The sequence below is a fragment of the Glutamicibacter sp. MCAF14 genome (genome assembly GCF_052114325.1).
Classification (GTDB): Bacteria; Actinomycetota; Actinomycetes; order Actinomycetales; family Micrococcaceae; genus Glutamicibacter; species Glutamicibacter arilaitensis.
In genome coordinates this window covers 407,064-429,105 of sequence record NZ_JBFREO010000004.1, presented here as the reverse complement: position 1 = coordinate 429,105, position 22,042 = coordinate 407,064, and the positions used below count along the sequence as shown (strand labels likewise).

Annotated in this window: 20 protein-coding genes and 2 tRNA genes; 8 read left to right on the top strand and 14 right to left on the bottom strand. The window is 59.5% G+C overall.

The window, feature by feature from the left end; translation table 11 throughout:
* Positions 1-87: 87 nt before the first annotated feature.
* A complete protein-coding gene (locus AB4Y71_RS09410; protein WP_417366091.1) occupies positions 88-729 on the bottom strand; it encodes a TetR/AcrR family transcriptional regulator in 642 nt (213 codons plus the stop codon).
* Positions 730-824: 95 nt separating this feature from the next.
* Here AB4Y71_RS09410 and AB4Y71_RS09405 point away from each other — a divergent pair, with 95 nt between their 5' ends.
* Together AB4Y71_RS09405 and AB4Y71_RS09400 are read left to right on the top strand one after the other, a co-directional pair.
* Positions 825-2,048 (top strand): glycosyltransferase, encoded by a 1,224-nt coding sequence (locus AB4Y71_RS09405; protein ID WP_417366092.1) that lies wholly within the window; start codon positions 825-827, stop codon positions 2,046-2,048.
* Between the two features lie 133 nt (positions 2,049-2,181).
* The gene (locus tag AB4Y71_RS09400; protein WP_441719922.1) at positions 2,182-3,351 is read left to right on the top strand and encodes a methyltransferase; all 1,170 of its coding nucleotides are present in this window, start codon (positions 2,182-2,184) and stop codon (positions 3,349-3,351) included.
* A 293-nt stretch (positions 3,352-3,644) separates the two neighbouring features.
* On the opposite strand, the gene AB4Y71_RS09395 is transcribed toward AB4Y71_RS09400, so the two are convergent.
* The 5 genes from AB4Y71_RS09395 to AB4Y71_RS09375 all read right to left on the bottom strand — a co-directional run bounded on the left by AB4Y71_RS09395 (position 3,645) and on the right by AB4Y71_RS09375 (position 6,572).
* The gene (locus tag AB4Y71_RS09395; RefSeq protein WP_441719920.1) at positions 3,645-4,244 is read right to left on the bottom strand and encodes a class I SAM-dependent methyltransferase; all 600 of its coding nucleotides are present in this window, start codon (positions 4,242-4,244) and stop codon (positions 3,645-3,647) included.
* A 956-nt stretch (positions 4,245-5,200) separates the two neighbouring features.
* Positions 5,201-5,276, bottom strand: a tRNA-Val gene (locus AB4Y71_RS09390).
* A gap of 236 nt (positions 5,277-5,512) precedes the next feature.
* Positions 5,513-5,588: transfer RNA gene (locus tag AB4Y71_RS09385), tRNA-Val, on the bottom strand.
* Between the two features lie 115 nt (positions 5,589-5,703).
* The gene (locus AB4Y71_RS09380) at positions 5,704-6,156 is read right to left on the bottom strand and encodes a redoxin domain-containing protein (RefSeq protein ID WP_441719918.1); all 453 of its coding nucleotides are present in this window, start codon (positions 6,154-6,156) and stop codon (positions 5,704-5,706) included.
* The gene (locus tag AB4Y71_RS09375) at positions 6,156-6,572 is read right to left on the bottom strand and encodes a DUF3052 domain-containing protein (RefSeq protein WP_013348887.1); all 417 of its coding nucleotides are present in this window, start codon (positions 6,570-6,572) and stop codon (positions 6,156-6,158) included. The genes AB4Y71_RS09380 and AB4Y71_RS09375 overlap by 1 nt, the downstream gene beginning before the upstream one ends.
* A 332-nt stretch (positions 6,573-6,904) precedes the next feature.
* Here AB4Y71_RS09375 and aceE point away from each other — a divergent pair, with 332 nt between their 5' ends.
* The 6 genes from aceE (at position 6,905) to AB4Y71_RS09345 (ending at position 14,729) form a co-directional block, all read left to right on the top strand.
* Positions 6,905-9,679 (top strand): pyruvate dehydrogenase (acetyl-transferring), homodimeric type, encoded by a 2,775-nt coding sequence (gene aceE / locus AB4Y71_RS09370; RefSeq protein WP_441720586.1) that lies wholly within the window; start codon positions 6,905-6,907, stop codon positions 9,677-9,679.
* Between the two features lie 133 nt (positions 9,680-9,812).
* Positions 9,813-11,024 carry a PucR family transcriptional regulator gene (locus AB4Y71_RS09365; RefSeq protein ID WP_441719915.1) on the top strand — a complete coding sequence of 404 codons (1,212 nt, stop codon included), beginning with the start codon at positions 9,813-9,815 and terminating at the stop codon, positions 11,022-11,024.
* Between the two features lie 176 nt (positions 11,025-11,200).
* A complete protein-coding gene (locus AB4Y71_RS09360; RefSeq protein WP_441719912.1) occupies positions 11,201-12,124 on the top strand; it encodes an ACP S-malonyltransferase in 924 nt (307 codons plus the stop codon).
* A gap of 222 nt (positions 12,125-12,346) precedes the next feature.
* Entirely contained in the window at positions 12,347-12,592 is a 246-nt protein-coding gene (locus AB4Y71_RS09355) for an acyl carrier protein (protein WP_013348883.1), read from the top strand.
* Between the two features lie 120 nt (positions 12,593-12,712).
* Positions 12,713-13,960 carry a beta-ketoacyl-ACP synthase II gene (gene fabF / locus AB4Y71_RS09350; RefSeq protein ID WP_013348882.1) on the top strand — a complete coding sequence of 416 codons (1,248 nt, stop codon included), beginning with the start codon at positions 12,713-12,715 and terminating at the stop codon, positions 13,958-13,960.
* A 193-nt stretch (positions 13,961-14,153) separates the two neighbouring features.
* A complete protein-coding gene (locus tag AB4Y71_RS09345) occupies positions 14,154-14,729 on the top strand; it encodes a dihydrofolate reductase family protein (protein WP_417366104.1) in 576 nt (191 codons plus the stop codon).
* 400 nt (positions 14,730-15,129) lie between these two features.
* Here the strand turns inward: AB4Y71_RS09345 and AB4Y71_RS09340 are convergent, their stop codons facing one another.
* The 8 genes from AB4Y71_RS09340 to lepB form a co-directional block, all read right to left on the bottom strand.
* Positions 15,130-15,633, bottom strand: a complete 504-nt coding sequence (locus AB4Y71_RS09340; protein ID WP_417366106.1) for a DUF3145 domain-containing protein — start codon at positions 15,631-15,633, stop codon at positions 15,130-15,132.
* 141 nt (positions 15,634-15,774) lie between these two features.
* Positions 15,775-16,734, bottom strand: a complete 960-nt coding sequence (locus tag AB4Y71_RS09335; RefSeq protein ID WP_441719908.1) for a tyrosine recombinase XerC — start codon at positions 16,732-16,734, stop codon at positions 15,775-15,777.
* Positions 16,735-16,787: 53 nt separating this feature from the next.
* Entirely contained in the window at positions 16,788-18,047 is a 1,260-nt protein-coding gene (gene dprA, locus AB4Y71_RS09330; RefSeq protein ID WP_441719906.1) for a DNA-processing protein DprA, read from the bottom strand.
* 9 nt (positions 18,048-18,056) lie between these two features.
* A complete protein-coding gene (locus AB4Y71_RS09325) occupies positions 18,057-19,616 on the bottom strand; it encodes a YifB family Mg chelatase-like AAA ATPase (protein WP_441719904.1) in 1,560 nt (519 codons plus the stop codon).
* Positions 19,613-19,975: a YraN family protein gene (locus AB4Y71_RS09320; RefSeq protein ID WP_441719903.1), complete on the bottom strand. Its 363-nt coding sequence runs from the start codon at positions 19,973-19,975 to the stop codon at positions 19,613-19,615. The genes AB4Y71_RS09325 and AB4Y71_RS09320 overlap by 4 nt, the downstream gene beginning before the upstream one ends.
* A gap of 160 nt (positions 19,976-20,135) precedes the next feature.
* Positions 20,136-20,456 carry a DUF2469 domain-containing protein gene (locus AB4Y71_RS09315; protein WP_134780290.1) on the bottom strand — a complete coding sequence of 107 codons (321 nt, stop codon included), beginning with the start codon at positions 20,454-20,456 and terminating at the stop codon, positions 20,136-20,138.
* On the bottom strand, positions 20,456-21,193 hold the full coding sequence (locus tag AB4Y71_RS09310) for a ribonuclease HII (protein ID WP_441719901.1): 738 nt from the start codon (positions 21,191-21,193) through the stop codon (positions 20,456-20,458). The genes AB4Y71_RS09315 and AB4Y71_RS09310 overlap by 1 nt, the downstream gene beginning before the upstream one ends.
* Positions 21,193-21,897 carry a signal peptidase I gene (lepB, locus tag AB4Y71_RS09305; protein WP_441719899.1) on the bottom strand — a complete coding sequence of 235 codons (705 nt, stop codon included), beginning with the start codon at positions 21,895-21,897 and terminating at the stop codon, positions 21,193-21,195. Before lepB ends, AB4Y71_RS09310 begins: the two co-directional genes overlap by 1 nt.
* Positions 21,898-22,042 lie beyond the last annotated feature (145 nt).

The window sequence follows — 22,042 nt, the reverse complement described above, 5'->3', positions numbered from 1 at the left end:
CTCCTGGATCTAGGTAATTAAGCTATGCAAACATGCTTCCATATTCGCGTTGCCCAGCCTATAAAATGTCGAAGCAAGGCCACCTGGCTAGCTTGGAATAACCCCGGCACCGCGCAAATAGTTGACAATTGCATTTTCAAAGGCAAGCTGCGGATCCATGGGTTCAGGCACTTGGCCCAGCACTGTCGCCAGGTGCGGGTATGCTCCGGATGCCAAGGCAGCGAACAGCGCTTCGGGATCCCGGGGTTGTTGCTGGCTTTGCTCGTTCAGCGCAAAGGCGGCGGTGATGGCGTTGAGCATCGCCAGGCAGTGCAATTTGGCGCCCGCAGCCATCGTGGAATCCTCCAGTGCCGCCAGTCCGCTCTCCAAGTAGGCCAAGGAATTAGGTCCCATGGCCTGCTTGCCCATGGCCAGCGCCGGGACCCAGGGATGGCGCCGCATGATCTGCAGGCCTTGGCGGGACAGGCCAAGAAGCTGTTCACCCGCGGAGCCTGCCAGCGAATGCAGCTCATATTCGCCACTGATCCGCTCGAGCATCAGCCCGGTGAGTTCGTCGAGCGATTCCACATAGCGGTAGAGCGATGCCGCTCCGGCACCGATTTGCGCAGCTACGGCTCTGATGGATACCGCGCCCATGCCCTGGGCATCGGCCAATGCGATCGCCGCCAACACGATTTTGGCCTGGGAATGCCGGGGTTTGGGACCGGTGCGGGGCTGGCTATTGCTCATGGGGGTGATCATTCCTACGTAGCTCCGAGTTCCACGTTCGCGACTGCTACAGTTAATCGAGAACACTGTTCGCAATTAACTGTAGCGGAGGAACCATGCGCTTGCTAATGATCACGCCAGGAACACGGGGCGATGTCGCTCCGATGGCGGGCCTAGGCCAGAAACTATCCGCCAAGGGTTTCGCGGTTTCCATCGCGGCGAACCCCGCCTACCAGGATCTTATTTGCACCGCGGGCTGCACCTTCCGGGAGCTGCCCGGCGACATGAGTGCGCTGGTCACCCCAGCCGCTCCCGGCACCAAGGCCAGCGCCGCGGACTTGCGCGGTTATCTGCGTGAACTGCAGGCGTATTTCGACCAGGCGGCCTCGGGAACCATGGCGGCGGCTGAGCACGGAGCGGATGTCATCATGGCCAATTCGGTAGCCCCCTATGCCTATGACGTTGCCGAAGCATTGGGCATTCCAGCCATAGGTGCGCACCTGCAGCCTGCCGAGCCCAGCGCCGCTTACTCTCCCATGGCCTTGGGCACCTCGCGCAGCTTTGGATCATGGGGCAACAAGATGCTGGGCCAGCTTTTCGCCGCCTCCAAGGCGCCCTATGACCCGCCAGTCAAGCGGGTGCGCGAATCCTTGGGCCTGCCCGCGCGCAGCCGTGCCGCCTCCGAGCGCCTGCGCCGCCGCCAGCAAGCCCCGGTGCTGCACGGATTCAGCTCCACGGTGGTTCCGCCATCAGCTGACTGGCATGAGGGTGTCGCCAATTGCGGTTTCTGGTGGCCTGCTTCCGATCCTGCATTCAAGCCCTCGCAGCAGCTGCTGGACTTCCTGGCCGAAGGCCCGCCGCCGGTCTTCATCGGCTTTGGCAGTACCCAGGCATTGGAGGCGGACTTCATCGCAGATGTTGCTCGACGCACCGGAAGGCGCACCATCGTGCAGGGCGGTGCGCAGATCGATGAACCAGGAATCCTGAGCATCTCAAGCGTCCCGCACGACTGGCTCTTTCCGCAGATGGCCGCCGTCGTGCACCATGCCGGGGCGGGCACCACAGCCGCAGGACTGCGTGCAGGAGTCCGGGCCGTCCCGGTTCCAATCTTCACCGACCAACCTTTCTGGGCCAAGCGCATCCACCAACTAGGCGCGGGAGCAGAACCGCTTGCCTACAAGCAGCTGACCGTTCCCAAGCTGGCCGCTGCCATCACCGAGGCTCTGGATAATGAGGATCTGGCCCGAGGTGCACAGCGCCTATCGAAGCAACTGGCGCAGGAACCAGATAGCTCGCTTCCAGTGATCCGCATTCTCGAGCAGCTCACCAGCCAACGCTGAGCCAGCATGCTCGCGGGAGTGCCGGTAGAATTGGAGCTCCAGGTCCTCGCAACAGTACAGCTCATGCGCGGTTGCCACGCGATTGAGCACCGCTTTCCGACAGGGCCTTCCCATCTCATCTCATTCCAATGCCATGCTTGAAACCGTTTCCTGGGAGCATCAAGGCGACAGCGCCGCAGCTCTGTGGCTCAGTGCCAACGACCGCCGTGCGCCAGCAAAATTCGTGGTGGCTGATGACCGGTTGACTGCCGATGCGGCCATGCGCCTTGCCACCGGCGGCACGGCCATGGTGTGGACCGGCGACTTCCACAATGCCAAGCAGTTGCTGGCTGCCATGGAGCGGCGCATCACCGCCGCGAGCACAGCGAAGGCTGGCCGCGCCAAAACCAAGAAACAAGTGCTCGATGATGGGCAGAAGTTCTACGCCATTCGCCAAGCCCGGGCTCAGCGTGCCCGGATGCTTTCGCTGATCCTGGTAGCTGTGGACTTCAGCGCCGAGGACGGGATGGCCCACTTGGATTTGCCCCGCGCGCCGGCAATCGGCCCGGCAGTGGCCTTCGGCTACGAGCAGGCCGTGCACCTGGCCGGCCAGCGCGCACTTGTCAGCTTGCAGGAATTGTCAGGCATGCTCAGCGCCCACCAGTGGTACCTCAAGGGCGTTGAGGTCCCTGACTTGGGAGCTTCTATCCATCCGGCTTATGGCACCTTCATGCCTACCCGGCAGGAGTACGTGCAGCTAGTGGCCACTGCCGAGCTGGATGATCTGTCGCTGGCTTTTGATATCGGCACTGGAACCGGTGTGCTCGCAGCAGTACTGGCCCGCCGCGGGGTCAAGCAGATCATCGGAACCGACATCCACCAGCGGGCGGTGGACTGCGCCAACGAGAACTTCCAGCGCCTTGGCCTGGACGGCACGGCCAGTGCGCAGCTGACCAGCATGTTCCCTGAAGGACGGGCGCCACTGGTGGTGTGCAATCCCCCATGGCTGCCAGGCAGCGCTCCGAGCACCTTGGATGCCGCGGTGTATGACCCGGACAGCAAGATGCTGATGCAGTTCTTGCGCGGCTTGCCCGATCACCTGACCGAGAATGGGGAGGGCTGGCTGATCATCTCGGATCTGGCCGAACTACTGGGCTTGCGCAGCCGGGCGTTGCTGCTGGAGGCCATCGAGGCGGCAGGACTTGAAGTCGCCGGTCGAATCGATACGGTGCCAACGCATCATCGCGCACAGAAGGACGATGATGCGCTGCATGCGGCCCGCTCGAAAGAAGTTACTTCCCTGTGGCGGTTACGGGCCAAGTAGGCCGTTGCACTTTCAACACAGTTGCACCAAGGGTGCCCGCGAAATTTTCGCGGGCACCCTTGGTGCAACAACTCTTGCTTGCCAGACTTATTTATCCAGGTCTTCCCGGGCTTTTTGGGCGGCATCATTCACTGCTTCGCCAGCCTGTTTGTCCTTCGCCGCGGCCTGGAATCTAGCACCTCTGAATTCTTCTGCTGTCTTCTGCGGCAGTGCACCGCAGTGACTATGCAGCCGGACCCCGGGAGCATTGAGCCGGTGGAGCATACCGGCAATTTCCGGTGTCCTCTTGGCAGCTACTTGCGTCCGAGCACGGCGACCAGGAAATCATCGGCCGGCGGGTGGAAGTTCCAAGTTGAATAGCGCTGATGTACTTTCAGTCCGGCCTCCAGCGCATCAGCTTCAAAATCATCGAAGTCATATCCTCGTCCAGAGCCGAATCCGATGAGCATTCGTCCATCGGCGGCCAAATGAGTGCGCAGTTGGCGCAGTGCCGGCAATCGTTCGGCTTCAGAGAGGAAAGTGACGACATTTCCGGCCGAGACGATGAGGTCGAATTCGGACTGTTCCCCTGCGATGGTGAATTCAGCCAAGTTGCCCACCTGCCATTGTGCTTTGGGATAATCTTCGCGGGCGACATCGATCAGGTGCGGGTCAAGGTCCACGCCCACGACCTCATGCCCTTGTTCGGACAGCCAGCCGCCAATGCGGCCGGTACCGCATCCGGCATCCAGGATCCGGCTGCCGCGGGCAGCCATCGCGTCAACCGCGCGGGCTTCCCCGAAAATATCTTGGCCTTCCGCAGCAAGCGTGCGCCAGCGTTGGGCGAAATTCTGCGAGTGGTCCGGATTTTTGCGAACAGTGGCGAGCCACAGGTTTTCTTCTGGTGCGGTCATAGTCCCAGTTTCGCATTGTCGCCGGCATTCAGCGATTCGCTGGCAGAGTTGCGGCAGACGAAAAAGTCCGCTTCCGCCATTCTTCGCCAAATTCAGGAAGCGGTCTTGCTGCTGGTGGGCCCTGCCGGGATCGAACCGATGACATTCACTGTGCAAACGTAACTGTTTCCCTCGGAATCCAGCGGTGGGATAGGAATACTGTCGTGCTTCTGACGTTTTCGGCAATTATTTGGACTGCGGCTCACGCGCCGTCGCTGCAAGCGGACCTCCAACGCGCATTCCCCCATGGGTAATCATCATCCGCGGATACCGGCCTGCCGCCCGGCCGCCTGCTTCTGATCACTGCCGTGCCTGGTTTTCCACTTGGTGCAGCAAAGTCCGGAAGCGATGCCTTCGATGATCCGCGCGGGGTACTCGTTACAAATTTTCCTGAAGTCCAGCTGGTCGCCTGGGCTTGGATTACGCACAGCTCGGCTTCGACAACAAGCACGTGCCGTGAACTATGGATCGATTACCGGTTCACGCAGTTGAAGCCAGGGCCAGAGAAAGTGGGCTTGGATTGTTCATGGCTTAAGTTAAGCCAGTCCTCGCAGGCAATCGAGCCTGCGAGGACTGGGTGCGAGTTTAGCGCCGAGTATCAGAATCCCCATGCTGGTACGACGAGGACTTTCACTTCCCCCAAAAAAAGCGTCTGTCCGACGGAAAACCTATGCACAGACTACGTGGTTAAGCCCTTGACGGATAGTGTTTGTTGAAATTGGGTGATTTAATTATCGTGGCCTCAGCCGGTACAAGTCATCAACGTGCGACTTGAGCTACGACCACCTCGCGCCGATAGCTAAACATCACCGGAAACGGGGCATACGGATCGTGAGTGAATTTCCTCGGATCAAGCTCGAAACACAAGAAACCCGCACTAACCGGCCTGCTTAGGCCAGTTAGTGCGGGTTTCTCTTTGGTGGGCCCTACCGGGATCGAACCGATGACATTCACGGTGTAAACGTGACGCTCTACCAGCTGAGCTAAAGGCCCTGGTGCAGTGTGCGAACTCGGGAAAGCTTCTTGCCTACATTCGTTCGCTGCAACAAGTAATAATCTAGTACACCCCGAACTGACTTGGCAAATTGAAATGGTCATTTTTCAAAAGAGTGCCCAGGGTCACGCCAACAGTCCTGATTGGCGCTTCGGATGCGACACCGGATCCCCATGGGCGTTTCCTCGCGAATGCAAAAAATCCCCAATCCGAGCGGATCGAGGATTTTTCGTTTTGGTGGGCCCTACCGGGATCGAACCGATGACATTCACGGTGTAAACGTGACGCTCTACCAGCTGAGCTAAAGGCCCTTACCATGTTCGCTTTTGCAAGCCAACGAGGAATAACTCTACACAGGTTTTTCCACCCGGGCAAATCGAGAAGGCGATATTTTCCGTGAACTGGCACACACCTATTTTTCCACCGCTACAGGCTGCGTTCCACCGCAGCTTGATAGTCTTCAATTTTTCGTGGCTGCGTCATTTCACTCCGGAAAACATCGCGTACCTGTCCGTCAACCACGTAGATGGAGAGCCTGGTAGCCACACCACGCTCCGAGTCAAAGGCATCAGCTTGTTGCGCGACAGCTCCATGTGGCCAGAAGTCCGCCAAAAGCTCGAAGTCCAGACCTAGGGATTCGGCATAGTTGCGCAGGGTGAATTTATGGTCCACCGAAATGCCGATGACGCGCACCTGCCGCTGCGCGAAAAATTCGTGGTGTTCCTGAAGTGTCGCCAGTTCCGACCCGCATACCCGTGAAAACGCCCACGGATAAAAGACAACCAGCACCCGGCCGTTGGACAGCCCGGTACTGGTTATCGTTTCGCCGTACTGATTTTCCAGCGAGAAGTCGAACAGGCGTGAACCTGCTTGAATCATTAGTTCTTCTTACGTGGGGCGAGGCGGATTGCGGACCAATCCTCCGATACGCCTTCACTCGTAGTTACATGCAGGCCGGCGGTTGGTGCCTCCTGCTGGATAAGTGCTGGGGATACATGTCCCTCGCGACCCTGCTTTGGGGTGAGCAGCCAAATAATGCCGTTCTCGTCCAAGCAGTTCAGCGAGTCCATCAATGCGTCAACTAGATCTCCATCGCCGTCGCGCCACCAGAAAATGACTGCGTCGACAACGTCATGGTCCTCTTCGGTGAGCAGCTCTGAACCAATCAGGTCCTCGATTGAGTCACGCAGATCGTAATCCACGTCATCGTCGTAACCCAGTTCCTGAATAAGGTCTTCATTAGCGAAGCCCAATTTTTTGGCGGGCTCCAAGTTTGCCGATACGGCGTCGCTCACTTCATTCCTCCTGCTGGTGCAAAGCGTTACTACCAACGAAACACGGTTTTGCCGTTCCGTTCAAGCGCTGCAGCGATAACACGCCGAACAAATATAACCCAGATCGACGTGACCCGCACCATACTCACATGAGTGTGTGCGAGATAGACCTAGTACAAGGTTGCACAAGTCACTTCAAATGTATGTTTTATGCCTGTTTTTGCTGGAAATCAAGACACCAAACCGGTGCTTTTAACACTAGAGTTGCATATGAACCGACAGTGCACATCACTCCAGTGTTACTGCACCCGTTGTCCCAATACCGTTGCACCGCAGTGGATAACTGCAAAGCGATGGAGCCGCAATTCAATCAAGGAGCTTCCGTGGCTGTAGAGGAACACATCTCCCAGATCCGTAGCGGGCTGACTTACCAGCTCTCCGATCGGGACCCTGAGGAAACTCAGGAATGGATGGACTCGTTTGACTCGCTCGTAGAGAGCCAGGGCACCGAGCGTGCCCAGTTCATTATCCGCTCGCTGCTGCAGCGCGCAGGTGCCAAGTCCGTGGGCGTGCCACACGTGACCACCACCGATTACGTGAACACCATTCCTGTTGACCAGGAACCAGAATTCCCGGGCGATGAAGCCATCGAGCGCCGCTACCGCGCATTCATGCGCTGGAATGCAGCCATCATGGTGCACCGCGCTCAGAACCCCGCCATCGGTGTTGGCGGACACATCTCCACCTACGCCGGTGCAGCGACCCTGTATGAAGTAGGGTTCAACCACTTCTTCCGCGGCAAGAACCACCCAGGCGGCGGCGACCAGATCTTCTTCCAGGGCCACGCGTCCCCGGGCATGTACGCCCGCGCGTTCCTCGAAGGCCGCCTGTCCGAAGAGGACATGGACGGATTCCGCCAGGAAAAGTCGAAGGAAGGCCATGCGCTTCCTTCCTACCCGCACCCACGCTCGCTTCCTGACTTCTGGGAATTCCCGACCGTGTCGATGGGCATCGGCCCAGCTAACGCCATCTACCAGGCACAGCTGAACCGCTACCTGCAGAACCGCGGCATCAAGGACACCTCCGACCAGCAGGTCTGGGCCTTCCTGGGCGACGGCGAAATGGACGAGCCAGAGTCGCGCGGCTTCCTGCAGCTTGCTGCCAACGAGAAGCTCGATAACCTGAACTTCGTCATCAACTGCAACCTGCAGCGCCTTGACGGCCCGGTTCGCGGCAATGGCAAGATCATGCAGGAACTGGAAGCCTTCTTCCGCGGTGCCGGCTGGAACGTCATCAAGGTTGCTTGGGGCCGCGAGTGGGATGCCCTGCTCGAAGCCGACAAGACCAACGCCCTGGTTGACGTCATGAACCAGACCCCGGATGGCGACTACCAGACCTACAAGGCCGAGTCCGGCGCGTTCGTTCGCGAGCACTTCTTCGGCCAGCGTCCGGAAACCAAGGAATTGGTTGCCGACATGACCGACGACGAGATCTGGAACCTGAAGCGCGGTGGCCACGATTACCACAAGGTCTACGCAGCCTACAAGGCAGCTTCCGAGTTCAAGGGCAAGCCAACTGTCATCTTGGCCAAGACCGTCAAGGGCTACGGCTTGGGCTCGCACTTCGAGGCTCGCAACGCGACCCACCAGATGAAGAAGCTGACCATGGAAGACTTGAAGAAGTTCCGTGATCACCTGCGCATCCCTATTACCGATGAGCAGCTCGAAGCTGACCTCTACACTCCTCCGTACTACCGCCCAACCGAGGATTCGGCTGAGTACAAGTACATGATGGAGCGCCGCGCAGCTCTTGGCGGTTCGATTCCTACCCGCCGCCAGGAAGCTTCCAAGAAGCTGTCCCTGCCAGGCGATAAGGCCTACGCGATCGCCAAGCGCGGTTCGGGCAAGCAGCAGGCGGCCACCACCATGGCCTTCGTGCGCCTGCTCAAGGACCTGATGCGCGACAAAGAATTCGGCCACCGCATCGTGCCGATCGTCCCCGACGAATCGCGCACCTTCGGCATGGACTCGTTCTTCCCGACCGCGAAGATCTACAACCCAGGCGGCCAGAACTACCTGTCCGTAGACCGCGACCTGGTTCTGGCCTACAAGGAATCCCCTCAGGGCCAGCTGATCCACCCGGGCATCAACGAGGCCGGCGCCGTCGCAGCATTCACCGCTGCCGGCACCAGCTACTCGACCCACGACGAACCGCTGATCCCGATCTACGTTTTCTACTCGATGTTCGGCTTCCAGCGCACCGGCGACCAGTTCTGGGCTGCCGGCGACCAGATGACCCGTGGCTTCATCATCGGCGCTACCGCCGGCCGCACCACCCTGACCGGTGAAGGCCTGCAGCACGCCGATGGCCACTCGCCAATCCTGGCTTCGACCAACCCGGCAGTGATCACCTACGATCCTGCCTACGGTTACGAAATCGGGCACATCATGCGCTCCGGCCTGGAACGCATGTACGGCGGCAACCACGCCGATCCAAACGTGATGTACTACCTGACCGTGTACAACGAGCCAATCAGCCAGCCAGCTGAGCCGGAGAACGTTGACGTGGAAGGCATCATCAAGGGCATCCACCTGCTCAAGGAAGCTACCACCGACGGCCCGCGCGCTCAGCTGCTGGCCTCCGGCGTGGCCGTGCCATGGGCTCTGGAAGCACAGGCCATCTTGGCCGACGAGTGGGGCGTATCGGCCGATGTCTGGTCGGTTACCTCGTGGAACGAACTGGCCCGCGACGGCCAGCGCGCCGACGCCGAGGTGCTGGTGGATCCTTCCAAGGCCCGCCGTACCCCGTACGTGACCAGCAAGCTGGAGTCCACCCCGGGCCCAGTCATCGCGACCACCGACTACATGCGTGCCGTGCCTGAACAGCTGCGCCCATACGTACCAGGTGAATTCCACACCCTCGGTGCTGATGGCTTCGGCTTCTCGGACACCCGTGCGGCAGCCCGTCGCTTCTTCAAGATCGATGCGCACTCGCTGGTAGTACAGACCTTGCAGTCGCTGGTAGAGCGTGGCGAAATCCCTGCGGACACCGCAGTGAAGGCCCACGCCAAGTACGACCTGAACAACCCGAACGCCGGCCAGTCCGGCAACGCTGGCGGAGACGCCTAAGCGAAGCGGGATAAGTCCAGCTGACCAGCTGCCCGTCTGCGAAGCAATTCGCAGACGGGCAGCTGGCTCTTTTAATCTCACCTTTAGCCTCTGCACAGGGCACCGGCAGGGAAAAGAAACTAAGCTGGAAACCATGAGTCCTGAAATGGATGCCGCAGCAGCTCCGAAGAATCGCCCCAGCCAATCCCCGGCCCCCAGCAGTGCAACGCTCAAGCGACTCAAAAACCATATTGGCGTGCTGTCCACCACCGCGCTGAAGTACCTGGACCAGCAATTGCCCTGGTACCGTTCCCTGGCCCCCAATGAGCGCGCGGCCCTGGGCCTGATCGCCCAAAAGGGCATCTCCACGTTCGTCTCCTGGTACGAAGATCCTTCCTCCACCCCCTCCTGGGTGGTCACCGATGTCTTCGGTGCCGCTCCCACCGAGCTGACCCGCTCCATCTCCTTGCAAAAAGCCCTGGGCCTGCTGCGCACCATCGTGGAAGTCGTCGAATCCCAGGTCCCGGATATTGCCCCCGAAGCAGAACAGGCCGCCCTGCGCGAAGCGGTGCTGCGCTATTCACGTGAAGTGGCCTTTGCCGCCGCTGATGTCTACGCCCGCGCCGCTGAAACCCGCGGCGCATGGGACTCTCGCCTCGAAGCCCACGTGGTCGATGCGGTGCTGCATGGCGAAGCCCACGATTCCCTGGCCTCGCGGATTGCCGCGATCGGCTGGAAGTCGCAGAAGAACATCCGCATCCTGGTGGGCACCACCCCGTCCTCCAATGCCGCCACCTTCGTTTCGGCTCTGCGCCGCATGGCCATCCGCTACTCGCGCGATTCCCTGGTGGGGGTGCTCGGCGATCGTTCGGTGCTGATGCTTTCGGATACCAAATTCGATGAAGCCGACCTGAGCCGCCTCACCCGGTTCTTCGGACCCGGACCCGTGGTCTACTCCCCCTTGGCACCCACGGTCAAGGAAATGCATCAGGCAGCTGCCGCGGCGGTGGCAGGATTCAGCGCCGCCAAGGCCTGGCCGCAGGCGCCTAATCCGATCGGCGCCGATGACCTGTGGCCAGAGCGCGCCTGCAATGGCGATGAGCTGGCCCGCACCGCCTTGATCGAGCAGGTCTACCGGCCCTTGCAGCAGGCCTCCAATGGCTTGGCCGAAACTCTTTCCAGCTACTTGGCGCTGGGCCACTCCTTGGAAGGCTCCGCACGCGAACTTTTCGTCCACGCCAACACCGTGCGCTACCGGCTCAAGCGGGTCAGCGAGGTCACCGGGTGGGATCCGTTGGTTCCACGCGATGCTTTTGTCCTGCAAACCGCACTGCTCTTTGGACGGCTTCACGAGTCGAACTTGTAGGCTTCAACCAAAGAGCATCAAGCTACCGGCACGGTTAATTCCGAGTTGATCGCGCATTTCAGCGGAATCTAGCTTCTGGATACGCTAAGCTTTTGTAGAGATCCTACAAACAGTCACCACGAGCTTGGTACTCAAATGAAGAGCCAAAAGCTCCCAATATTTGGAAAGCTGTAAGAGTGTTAGCAATCGTTTGCCCTGGACAGGGCTCCCAGACCCCAGGTTTCCTCACCGAATGGCTCAACGTCGACGGTGTTGCCGAGCATCTGCAGACGCTCAGCTCGATCACCGAGCGCGACCTCACTGCCCACGGCACCACTTCTGATGAAGAGACCATCAAGGACACCGCCGTCGCCCAGCCGCTGATCGTTGCCGCCGGCCTGATCACGGCCCGTGCACTCTTCGGCCAGCAGCTGCCAGCAAACGTCATCGTGGCCGGACACTCGGTCGGCGAGATCACTGCCTCGGCCTTGGCCGGCGCGCTGGATGAAGCCGACGCGATGAACTTCGTGAAGGTGCGCGCCAATGCGATGGCAGAAGCCGCCGCGGCCACCCCGACCGGCATGGCCGCTGTTCTTGGCGGCGACCCTGAAGAGGTCCTGGCCAGGCTCGATGAATTGGGCCTGACGCCAGCAAACGCCAACGGTGGCGGGCAGACCGTAGCCGCAGGCACCCTTGAGCAGCTTGCTGCCCTGGGCGAGAACCCGCCAGCCAAGGCCCGGGTCATCCCGCTGAAGGTTGCCGGTGCATTCCACACCGCTCACATGCAGCCAGCGGTCGCCACCCTGCAGGAACTTGCCAACACCCTCATCGCCAAGGATCCGGCAGCAACCCTGCTTTCGAACTTCGATGGCCAAGCTGTTGCCAATGGCCAGGCGAACCTCGATTCATTGGTAGCCCAGGTCTCCCGCCCGGTCCGCTGGGACCTGTGCATGGAGTCGTTGGCAGCAGCCGGCGTCACCGGCGTGCTGGAGCTGGCGCCAGCTGGCACCCTCGTAGGCTTGGCCCGCCGTGGCCTGAAGGGCGTAAAGACCCTGGCTGTGAAGTCCCCTGCGGATCTGGAAGCTGCCCAGGCATTCATCACCGAGCACACCGCCAGCTAGGCATACGGGGCCACTGAAAAGATTGTGCACGCCGGGAACGTCATGTTGCGGCTGCCAAGCGCATCTCTGGCCTAAGCTTTAAACCGACGAAACGTGCCGCGCATCGTTGATGCACCACCCAAGTTTCATTAAGCCGGCCGGAGCCGGTTCCTGGAAAACAGGATCCGGTACTGGCCACAAAAATGACCGGAGTCCTCCGGCTAAGAAGAAAAGGAGCCATCCATGGCTAGCAACGAAGAAATCCTGGCGGGCCTCGCCGAAATCGTCAACTCCGAGACCGGCCTGGACGAAGCAGACGTGCAGCTGGACAAGTCCTTCACCGAGGACCTGGACATCGACTCGATCTCGATGATGACCATCGTCGTTGAGGCTGAGGAAAAGTTCGAGGTTAAGATCCCTGACGAAGAGGTCAAGAACCTGAAGACCGTCGGCGACGCCGTCACCTTCATCGCTGGCGCACAGGCCTAAGCTTCCTGGCGTTCATCGCCAGACCGTTGTGCGGGCAAGCCGCGCACACCGGCCGGTACGTCAAGCCGGCCCCCTGAATTTCAAAGCATAGTTCTTATCCGCACAGTAGAGAGTTTGATGATGGCGCGCAAAGTAGTGATCACCGGTCTCGGAGCCACCACCCCAATCGGCGGGGATGTTCCCACCCTGTGGGAAAACGCCCTCAAAGGCGTTTCCGGCGCCGTAACCCTGGAAGACGACTGGGTTAAGGAATACGACCTGCCTGTCACCTTCGCCGCCCGCGCTGCTGTGCAGCCGACCGAGGTTCTCACCCGCCCAGAAACCAAGCGCATGGACCCATCGACCCAGTTCGCTGTGGTTGCTGCCCGTGAAGCCTGGGCCGATTCCGGTCTGGTCAAGGAAGAGATGGACCAGAACAAGCTGGCCGTTGCCTTCGCAACCGGCATCGGTGGCGTTTGGACCCTGCTTAACGCTTGGGACACCCTGCGCGAAAAGGGCCCACGCCGCGTTCTGCCAATGACCGTGCCAATGCTGATGCCTAACGGCCCAGCAGCTGCCGTGTCGCTGGATCTGGGTGCCGCCGGTGGCGCGCACACCCCAGTGTCCGCTTGCGCTTCCGGTACCGAAGCCATGCACGTGGGCCTGGAGCTGATCCGCTCGGGCAAGGCCGATGTAGTGATGGTTGGCGGCGCTGAAGCTGCGATCCACCCAATGCCAATGGCCGCATTCGCATCCATGCACGCTCTCTCGCGCCGCAACGATGATCCAACCAAGGCTTCGCGTCCCTACGACGTGGACCGCGATGGCTTCGTGATGGGCGAAGGCGCTGGCGCACTGGTGCTGGAAGCTGAAGAGCACGCCATTGCCCGTGGCGCTCGCATCTACGCTGAGCTGGCCGGCTCCTCGGTGACCTCCGACGCGCACCACATCACCGCACCGGATCCGGAAGGCACCGGGGCTACCCGTGCCCTGAAGGCCGCGATGTTCGATGGCCGCATCCAGCCAGAAGACGTTGTCCACGTCAACGCGCACGCGACCTCCACTCCGGTTGGCGATAAGCCAGAGTACGCTGCGCTGAAGAACGCCCTGGGCGATCACCTGGATAATGTCTGGGTTTCGGCAACCAAGTCCCAGATGGGCCACCTGCTGGGTGCTTCCGGTGCTGTGGAGTCCGTGCTGTGTGCACTGGCGATCTACAACCGCAAGGCTCCGGTGACCATCAACTTGGACAACCAGGATCCAGAGATCCCGCTGAAGGTCGTCACCGGCGAGCCTGCACAGCTGCCAGCTGAAGGCACCATCGTTGCGCTGAACAACTCCTTCGGTTTCGGCGGCCACAACGCAGTCGTCGCAATCCGCAGCGTCTAGTTCCTCAACCAGCAGTTTGCTGGATGCGCACTGGGTTGGGTGAAGAATTTTCTTCGCCCAACCCAGAGGTGTTTAACTTGCCGGAGATAGCCTCGCAGCTATTGCTCGGTACGAGCAGGTTCGTTAGGCTCTAGTATCGCAATGCATCGGCGAGCACGCCTGATGAATGCACCTAGGCTAAGGATCCGACCTCATGCGCACTCTCATTGCTACCTCATTCATTTCCTTGGACGGTGTTGTTGAAGCACCCGGTGGTGAAGAGGGCTACCGCAATACAGGGTGGACGATGAATTCAGTCGAGTTCGATCCGGCCGCATATGAACTCAAGGGAACCGAGCAAGGCGAAGCCAGTGCAATGCTCCTAGGCCGCAAGAGCTACGAATCCTTCTCTGCGGTGTGGCCGTCGATGACCGAGGAATTTCCGCAGTACAACGCGATGCCAAAGTACGTGCTCTCCACCACCTTGCAGGAGAAAGACTTGGTCGATAACTGGGGCGAGACCAGCATCTTGCGTTCAGTAGCCGACGTGGCCAGGCTTCGCGCCGGCGAAGGTGGTCCCATCAGTATCCACGGCTCCGGGACCATGGTGCGTTCCTTGCAGGAACACCAGCTCATCGACCAGTACAACCTTCTGGTCTTCCCAGTTCTACTCGGCGCCGGCAAGCGCCTGTTCAGCCAGTCCGACCTGGCAGCGCAGAAGCTAGAACTCGTGGACTCCGTTGCCTACCCCAACGGTATCCAGAAGAACGTCTTCAAGGTCCAGCGGTAGCCAGGCAATCCTAGCCAGCAGCTGGAAGGTAGGGCTCGGTGATCAAATTCCAGGTCGTGGCCGGAAGGATCCAGCAGCTAGACTCCCCGTCCGCCATGCTCGTGATCAAGCAGGCAGGGATTGTGCAGCGGCGGAAATTCCATGGGCTGCGCAGCGATCTACGGCAAGGCCCCGTCCTCAAGGTTGACTGCCGTTCCGGGAACAGTCTTCTGGGGCCTGACTGGTCTTCATTGCCATGAGCTTAGCGCTGCACTTCAGCTCTCGTGGCCGCACCTGGCAGTTAACACAAGAAGCGGGATCTCCGGCATGGGATCCCGCTTCTTTTGGTAACAACCCCGCACCATGGGGGTCGTTTCTGGGCTCTTAATGACTAATCACCCAGAGACTAAGTAACCAGTTGTTATACCACCTGGTTGAGCCATCGCACAGGGGCATCTTCGCCTGCGTGACGGAAAGGTTCAAGCTCTTCATCCCATGCCTCGCCAAGAGCGATGGACATTTCTTGGTAGAAGATTGAAGGATTGCCGTCGCCTTTTTCATAGGCCCAACGGATGCGTTCTTCACTGACCATGACATTGCCAGCACAGTCGACCGTAGCGTGGAAGATTCCCAGATCAGGAGTTACCGACCAACGGCTACCATCGGCTCCCGGGCTTGGGTCTTCAGTGATCTCGAAACGAAGATGCTGCCAACCGTGCATTTCACTGGTCAGCAGAGCACCGGTGCCTTGGGTACCGACCCAGTCAATTTCGGCGCGACAAAATCCGGGTGCGACGTGCTGTTCGGTCCACTCCATTTTTACTGGAGTACCGAGCACGGACCCGATTGCCCATTCCAGATGTGGGCATAGCGCTGCAGGGGCGGAATGAATATAAATCACGCCTCTGGTCATCGGTGCAGACATGCCATCCTCCGTTGCGGTGTTGATCGTCTTCCCCTACGTCAACATCGTTCCGGTGCCATCGCCGCCGATACTTCCATTTTGCCCGATCACGAGGCCTTTCGCCACCCAGATCAGCTATTTTCGGATATTAGTTCCAAATATTCAGGCTCGCGGGTGGGCTTGACGGTAGCTTTGCCGCAATCGGTCTACTGAAACGTGCGTATAGAGCTGTGTAGTGGCCAGCGAAGCGTGGCCCAAAAATTCTTGGACTGCTCGTAAATCGGCGCCGCCATCGAGCAAATGAGTAGCCACGGTATGTCGCAAAGCGTGCGGACCACTTGCTGCGGTATCCCCCAGCGATTGCAACGCTTTAGAAATTACTTCCCGTGCTTGGCGTACGTTTAGCCGTCCGCCACGCACGCCCACCAACAACGCACCTTGGGCCTCAGGGCCGGCAAGGACCTTGCGATGCGAACGAATCCAGGTGATGATCACTTTCTCGGCAGGCTTGCCAAAGGGAACTACCCGTTCCTTATTGCCCTTGCCAAGAACCTTTAAGGTACGTCGTTCAAAGTCGATGTCATCGACATCCAAGGCCACCAACTCGCTAATGCGAAGCCCGGAAGCGTAGAGCAACTCGGCAATGACCTTGTCACGTGCCGCCACCGCCTGGCTCTTGGGATCGTGCGCCTTTTCAGCTTGGTCGGCGGTTTGTTCCTGGACGTCAGAAGCCACGGGCTTCTCGGCAAGTAAACGATCGATCTGGCTTGGCTGCAACACATGTGGAAGCCTGCGTTCCTTTTTGGGGGCTGCTAGCCGTAGCGCCGGATCAGTGTCGACCAACTGATGCTTCAGTGCCCATGCAAAGAAATTCTTCACCGCGGAAATCCGTCGAGCCAAGGTTGTCCGGGAAATCTGCGAGTCGTGAAGCTTCGCCAACCAATCACGAAGAGTTTCCACCGTGATCTGCTTAAGGTTGGGATCGTGGGCATGCTTGTACAAGAACTGGCCGAGATTCCGTAGATCGACTTCATATGCGCGCAGGGTATTTGCGCTGCGGCCGCGTTCGCGTTGCAGGTACTCCAGGTAGTCTGCCACCGGCTCAGCGAATTTTGCTGACATTTCGTTGCTGCCTGGTGTTCTTGATTCTTGCTCCATCAATATCGAGAATACCCTTAGCTCCCCCGCTTGCTAGTTTGGCGCACCAGCTTCCAGGTCATCCCGTCCGTTGACGCTATGTGCAAGGACTCCAACCGGTTGATCGCGTGGAGCGTCTTGATCAGGGGTATCCCGCTACGGGCAGAAATCTCATCGACTACCATTCCTTTAGTGAACTGCATGATGTCGTACACCATGGCTTCGTCCCGATTCAGGGTGTCCGCAAGTCGTTGAAGACTCGGGGCATCATGACGATTTTGTTGGACTTGCTCCCCAACCATGCTCAACGCGTCTTGCGGGGAGGTCAGCAGCGCAGCGCTCCCCTCCGCAATCAAGCGGTGGCATCCTGCCGAGTTAGGAGCAAAGACGCTGCCCGGCACGGCAGCAACATCGCGCCCAAGTTCCACCGCATGGCTGGCTGTATTCAGCGCACCAGATCGGTGGCGGGCTTCGCTGATGATGACCAGCCGGCTCAACGCCGCAATGAGCCGGTTGCGGTTCAAAAAGCGGAATCGTGCCGAGGTTGTCCCGGGCGGAACCTCGGAAATCAGTACACCGCGGGCAATGATCTGGTTCAGAAGGTTGCTATTGCCCGAGGGATACAGCCTGTCGATGCCACCGGCCATCACGGTGATCGTTGGCGGATTCTGGTACGGCCAGTCTTCCACGCTCAACGCGGCTCGGTGGGCGCTGGCGTCAATCCCGTATGCACCTCCAGAGACGATGGTGCAGCCTTTCAGCGCCAGGGTGCGTCCGAGATCAAAGGTAACTTGATCGCCATAGTCGCTGGCATCTCGCGAACCGACAATTGACACGTTGTGCGAAAGCTCTTGGAATTCGAGCAGTTCAGGGTTGGCAGCTCGCCACCACAAGCACAAGGGGCGTCCCAGAGACAGGTCTGCTAGCTGACGTGGCCATCGCGGGTCTGCGGGGATCAGCAACCCGCCACCCACGCGCGCTGCGGCTTCCAATGCAGCCTTGGGGTTGGATAGGCCCAGTCGCTTGCGCCAACGCGTCAAGGCAACTTTCAAATCCTGGGCGGCGTCTGCTGGTGGATGGTAGCCCAGAAGGCCATCCACCGAACTCTTCAGCGCAACCGGGTAGGAGTCTTCACGCTGGATCAGTTTCAGGAGCTCAGCTGGGCTCATCAGTTCCAGCAAAGCTGTGGCGACAAAGTCATTGGGCTCAATGAGTTGATTCAGATGTGCGTGAACCAGCAGTTCTTGCGTGGTGGCGGAAGTTGGCTCGCCAGCTGTATTCGTTTCGTTGATGGCCATGGGTGGCACCTAACTGTCTTCAAGGTTCTGGCGAAGATGGGCGGCGATGGCCAGGTCATCGGTTGTCGGGGATGCGTGCTGTTGCTGGTCTGCCACCGTCCACGCGACTCGCAGCAATCGGTGGATCGCTCGTGCAGAAAGACCTCGTCGGGTAGCCAGTTCTTCCAGTGCGGCCTTGGTCTTGGACGGATATTTCAGTTCTTTTCTCAGGATCTGTGTTGGTATCTGCGCATTGCAGTGGATCGCGAAGTTCCGCAGTCGTTGCTGGCTGCGCGCTCGGGTGGCCAGAACCCTTTCACGCACTTGTCCGCTGGTCTCGTTTGGCGCAGCGCTGAGCAATTGTGCCTGGGGTACGGGGTTGACTCTGACTTGCAGGTCAACGCGGTCAAGGATGGGTCCGGAGAGACGGGCAAAATAGCGGCGTCGGGCCATCGGCGTGCAGGTGCATCCGGTTCCGGTTCCAAAGTTCTTGCCACAAGGACACGGGTTGGATGCCATGATCAGTTGGAAGCGCGCTGGCAGGTGCTGGTGCCCACGAATCCTTGCCAGGTCGATATAGCCTTCCTCGATGGGTTGGCGCAGCGCATCGAGCACTCCACCTTGGAATTGAGCAGCTTCATCGAGAAATAGTATTCCATGGTGGGCACGGGTGATGGCCCCGGGAATCAGTTGTGCTGTTCCCCCGCCAATCAGCGCCGAGCGGGAGGCGGTATGATGCGGGGCCACGAAGGGCGGGATCCGTTGCAGCTGGGTTAATTCATCAGACACGCCTCGGGAAATTGAATGAACGGCGGTGGCTTCGAGCGCTTGCTGATCATTCAGCGGCGGCAGAATGGTTGGCAGGCACTTGGCAAGCATCGTCTTGCCTGCTCCAGCAGGCCCAACCATGATCAGGTGATGGCCACCGGCTGCGGCCAGTTCCAAGGCCAGTCTCGCTTCCTGCTGCCCATTGACCAAGCTCAGGTCCAGTTCATCAGGGTCGAGTCCTGTGGAAGCGCGCTTTGCTTGTGTGCTTAGCTGCTGTGGCAGACGGTGACGCATATAGGTGGTGATCTGATCCGCCGGTGCACCGCAGGCACGCAGTACCTGGCCAAGATGGCGAACAGCAATGACTTCCACACCTGAGACAAGCTTGGCCTCAGCTCCATTGGCCTCCGCTACGACAATATTCTTCAGACCGTGGGCTTTGGCGAGCTGGACTGCAGGAAGTACCCCGGGAACTGGCCGCAAAGTGCCGTCTAATCCAAGTTCTGCCATGTACAGGGTGTCTGCAGAGGCCAGCAGTTGTTGGTCTGCTGCCAATGCGGCGATGACGATGGCAAGATCAAATCCCGATCCATACTTTGGCAAAGTGGCTGGCGAGAGATTCACCGTCAGTTTGCGGTTAGCCAAAGGCATCCCTGAGTTGCGAGCCGCAGCCTTGATCCGTTCACGGGCCTCATTCAAAGACGCATCAGGCAATCCCAGCAGGACGAATCCGGGGATTCCGTTGCCCAGATCGGCTTCGACTTCCACCAGTGAGGCGGTCACCCCATGCAGTGCCGCGGCACTGGTCCTGGCGGTGCTCATGAGTGCACATCCTCGTGCAGTTGGCATGTGAACCCGGAGGCACATGGATAGACCTCGACGATGTCCACGCGCAGCTGGACGATGAACATCTGATGGGATTGGGCCCAGAGGATCAGCAGCCTGTTGAGCCGGCGGAATTTCGCCGGGCTGATTGCATCGAATCCGGATCCAAAACGTTGGGATGAACGGGTTTTGACCTCCACTGCCACGATCTGGCCGTTGCCCGCCCGGGCAACCAAGTCCAGCTCACCGGCCGGAGAACGCCAATTGCGTTCAAGTATCTCGTAGTGCTGGCAGCGCAGATATTCGGCGGCTGCCTGTTCCCCTGCGGCCCCGAGACGCTGCTTCGCGGTCTGCATGGCTGCTCTCCTTGATGTTCGCGATCACTAATACAAGGATCATCAAGGGATTCAGGGACGTTACGGCTATGCAGCCAACGGACTGTGGACAACAGGGATTAAGCACGAAACCGATGCTGTTCGGGGARCAGCATCGGTTTTTGACCGTGGAGGCAGGTGGCTAGGAGTCCAGGCCATCCTTGGGGATCTGGAACTCATCGGGGTTCAGCTCTTCGACGTTCACGTCTTTGAAGGTCAGCACCTTCACCGACTTCACGAAGCGGCCTTGGCGGTAGATATCCCAGACCCACGCGTCGGTGAGGTTCAGTTCGAAGTACACTTCCCCGGCGTTGCTCAGGGTTTTCACGTCCACCTGATTGGCCAGGTAGAAGCGGCGTTCGGTCTCGACCACGTAGTTGAACAGCCCCACCACGGTTTTGTATTCGCGGTATAGCTGCAGCTCCATGTCGGACTCGTAGTTTTCCAGATCGTCGGCAGCCATCACTTTGCTTTCTTTGTCGTGGCTTCACCTTGTGCCTGTTCGGCACCTGAAGTCAAGTTCCAGCTCTTGCGGTGGTAGTCGCAGGGACCTTGGGCCACGATGGCGGCACGGTGCGCCGCGGTCGCGTAGCCCTTGTTGATTTCCCATCCGAAGGCGGGGTGCTCGGCGGAAAGCTGGACCATGATCTCATCGCGTTCCACCTTGGCCAAGATGGAGGCTCCGGCGATCGCCTGGCAGGTCATATCACCCTTGATGATGGTGGTCACCGGAATGTGCAGGCCAACTGGTTCGCGATCATCGGCCAGGATGTCGAAAAGGTCAGGTTCTGGAGCACTCAGCCAGTCATAGCTGCCATCGAGCAGCGCTGCCTCGGGTTGGACGGCGCACTGTGCCATGGCCCGCGATCCTGCAAGGCGCAGGGCAGCGGTCACGCCCAGTTCATCAATTTCAGCGGCCGAGGCATGCCCTACGCCGTAGCCCACGGCCCATTGCTGTACGGGAGCAACCAGTTCGGTGCGTACTTCGGGGCTCAGCAGCTTGGAATCGCGCAGTTCAGGGAATTCGGTGACCTGCTGGATATCAATGACAGTCATTCCGACAGTGATCGGGCCGGCCAGGGCACCACGACCCACTTCGTCGACGGCGCCGATGTAGCGCACCGCGTGTTTGGCGGCCAAGGCGCGCTCGTGATCAAGGGTGGTGGCTTTATTCTTGGACTTGGCCTTGGTCGGTTGCATTACTCAGCCACTGCATGCGGGACATTGGCGAAGACTTCTTCATGGGAGTCGACGGTGCTCCAGCGCGAGGTAGGCCAGGAAATCACCGAAGCACGTCCTTGGACCGAGTCGATGTCAACAAAGCCGCCTTGCCGGTCAGCGTGGAAGCGGGAGTCGGCGCTGGCAGCGCGGTGATCCCCCATGACCCAAAGCTTGCCTTCGGGGACCGTGGCCTTGAAGTCCATATCCGAGGGGTTGTCACCGTCATAGATATATGGCTCGACGATTGGTTCGCCGTTAATGGTGATGGCACCGTCTGCGCTGCAGCATTCCACGGTGTCCCCCGGCATGCCGATGATGCGCTTGACCAGGTATTGCTCATCGGCGGCTGGCAGTACGCCGACAAAGGAGAGCACGTTCTGGAAGGCGGTCGGGTATTCGGTCAGTGGCGGCAGCCATTCCTGGTCATCGCGGAAGACTACGACATCTCCGCGTTCCAGCTCGAATGGGCCGGGAACCATGAGATTGGCGAAGATCCGGTCATCGACTTCCAAGGTGTGTTCCATGGAGCCCGATGGGATGTAGTAGGCACGGAAGAAGAAAGTCTTAATCACGAACGAGAGCAACAAGGCAATCGCGATGATGATGACAATCTCGCGGACGAAGCGCCATATTTTATAAAGCGGTCCCCTACTTTGAGGATTCTCGGCTGATGCTGCGCTCACGATTCGATTAGTACCTTCCATGCTTGCGTCTGATCCCTATCTTACGTGCCAGCAAAGGCCCAACTGATCATTGCTCCGCAACGGCCAGTTGCCCCTGGACCCAGCAATGGCCAGACCCGACGAAAGGGACTGGCCATTGCTGCGT

Coding starts and splice junctions, on each gene's coding strand:
- AB4Y71_RS09410 (WP_417366091.1), bottom strand. CDS start 729: ATGAGCAATAGCCAGCCCCGCACCGGTCCCAAACCCCGGCATTCCCAG.
- AB4Y71_RS09405 (WP_417366092.1), top strand. CDS start 825: ATGCGCTTGCTAATGATCACGCCAGGAACACGGGGCGATGTCGCTCCG.
- AB4Y71_RS09400 (WP_441719922.1), top strand. CDS start 2,182: ATGCTTGAAACCGTTTCCTGGGAGCATCAAGGCGACAGCGCCGCAGCT.
- AB4Y71_RS09395 (WP_441719920.1), bottom strand. CDS start 4,244: ATGACCGCACCAGAAGAAAACCTGTGGCTCGCCACTGTTCGCAAAAAT.
- AB4Y71_RS09380 (WP_441719918.1), bottom strand. CDS start 6,156: ATGATTCAAGCAGGTTCACGCCTGTTCGACTTCTCGCTGGAAAATCAG.
- aceE (WP_441720586.1), top strand. CDS start 6,905: ATGGAGCCGCAATTCAATCAAGGAGCTTCCGTGGCTGTAGAGGAACAC.
- AB4Y71_RS09365 (WP_441719915.1), top strand. CDS start 9,813: ATGAGTCCTGAAATGGATGCCGCAGCAGCTCCGAAGAATCGCCCCAGC.
- AB4Y71_RS09355 (WP_013348883.1), top strand. CDS start 12,347: ATGGCTAGCAACGAAGAAATCCTGGCGGGCCTCGCCGAAATCGTCAAC.
- fabF (WP_013348882.1), top strand. CDS start 12,713: ATGGCGCGCAAAGTAGTGATCACCGGTCTCGGAGCCACCACCCCAATC.
- AB4Y71_RS09345 (WP_417366104.1), top strand. CDS start 14,154: ATGCGCACTCTCATTGCTACCTCATTCATTTCCTTGGACGGTGTTGTT.
- AB4Y71_RS09340 (WP_417366106.1), bottom strand. CDS start 15,633: ATGTCTGCACCGATGACCAGAGGCGTGATTTATATTCATTCCGCCCCT.
- AB4Y71_RS09335 (WP_441719908.1), bottom strand. CDS start 16,734: ATGTCAGCAAAATTCGCTGAGCCGGTGGCAGACTACCTGGAGTACCTG.
- dprA (WP_441719906.1), bottom strand. CDS start 18,047: ATGGCCATCAACGAAACGAATACAGCTGGCGAGCCAACTTCCGCCACC.
- AB4Y71_RS09325 (WP_441719904.1), bottom strand. CDS start 19,616: ATGAGCACCGCCAGGACCAGTGCCGCGGCACTGCATGGGGTGACCGCC.
- AB4Y71_RS09320 (WP_441719903.1), bottom strand. CDS start 19,975: ATGCAGACCGCGAAGCAGCGTCTCGGGGCCGCAGGGGAACAGGCAGCC.
- AB4Y71_RS09315 (WP_134780290.1), bottom strand. CDS start 20,456: ATGGCTGCCGACGATCTGGAAAACTACGAGTCCGACATGGAGCTGCAG.
- AB4Y71_RS09310 (WP_441719901.1), bottom strand. CDS start 21,193: ATGCAACCGACCAAGGCCAAGTCCAAGAATAAAGCCACCACCCTTGAT.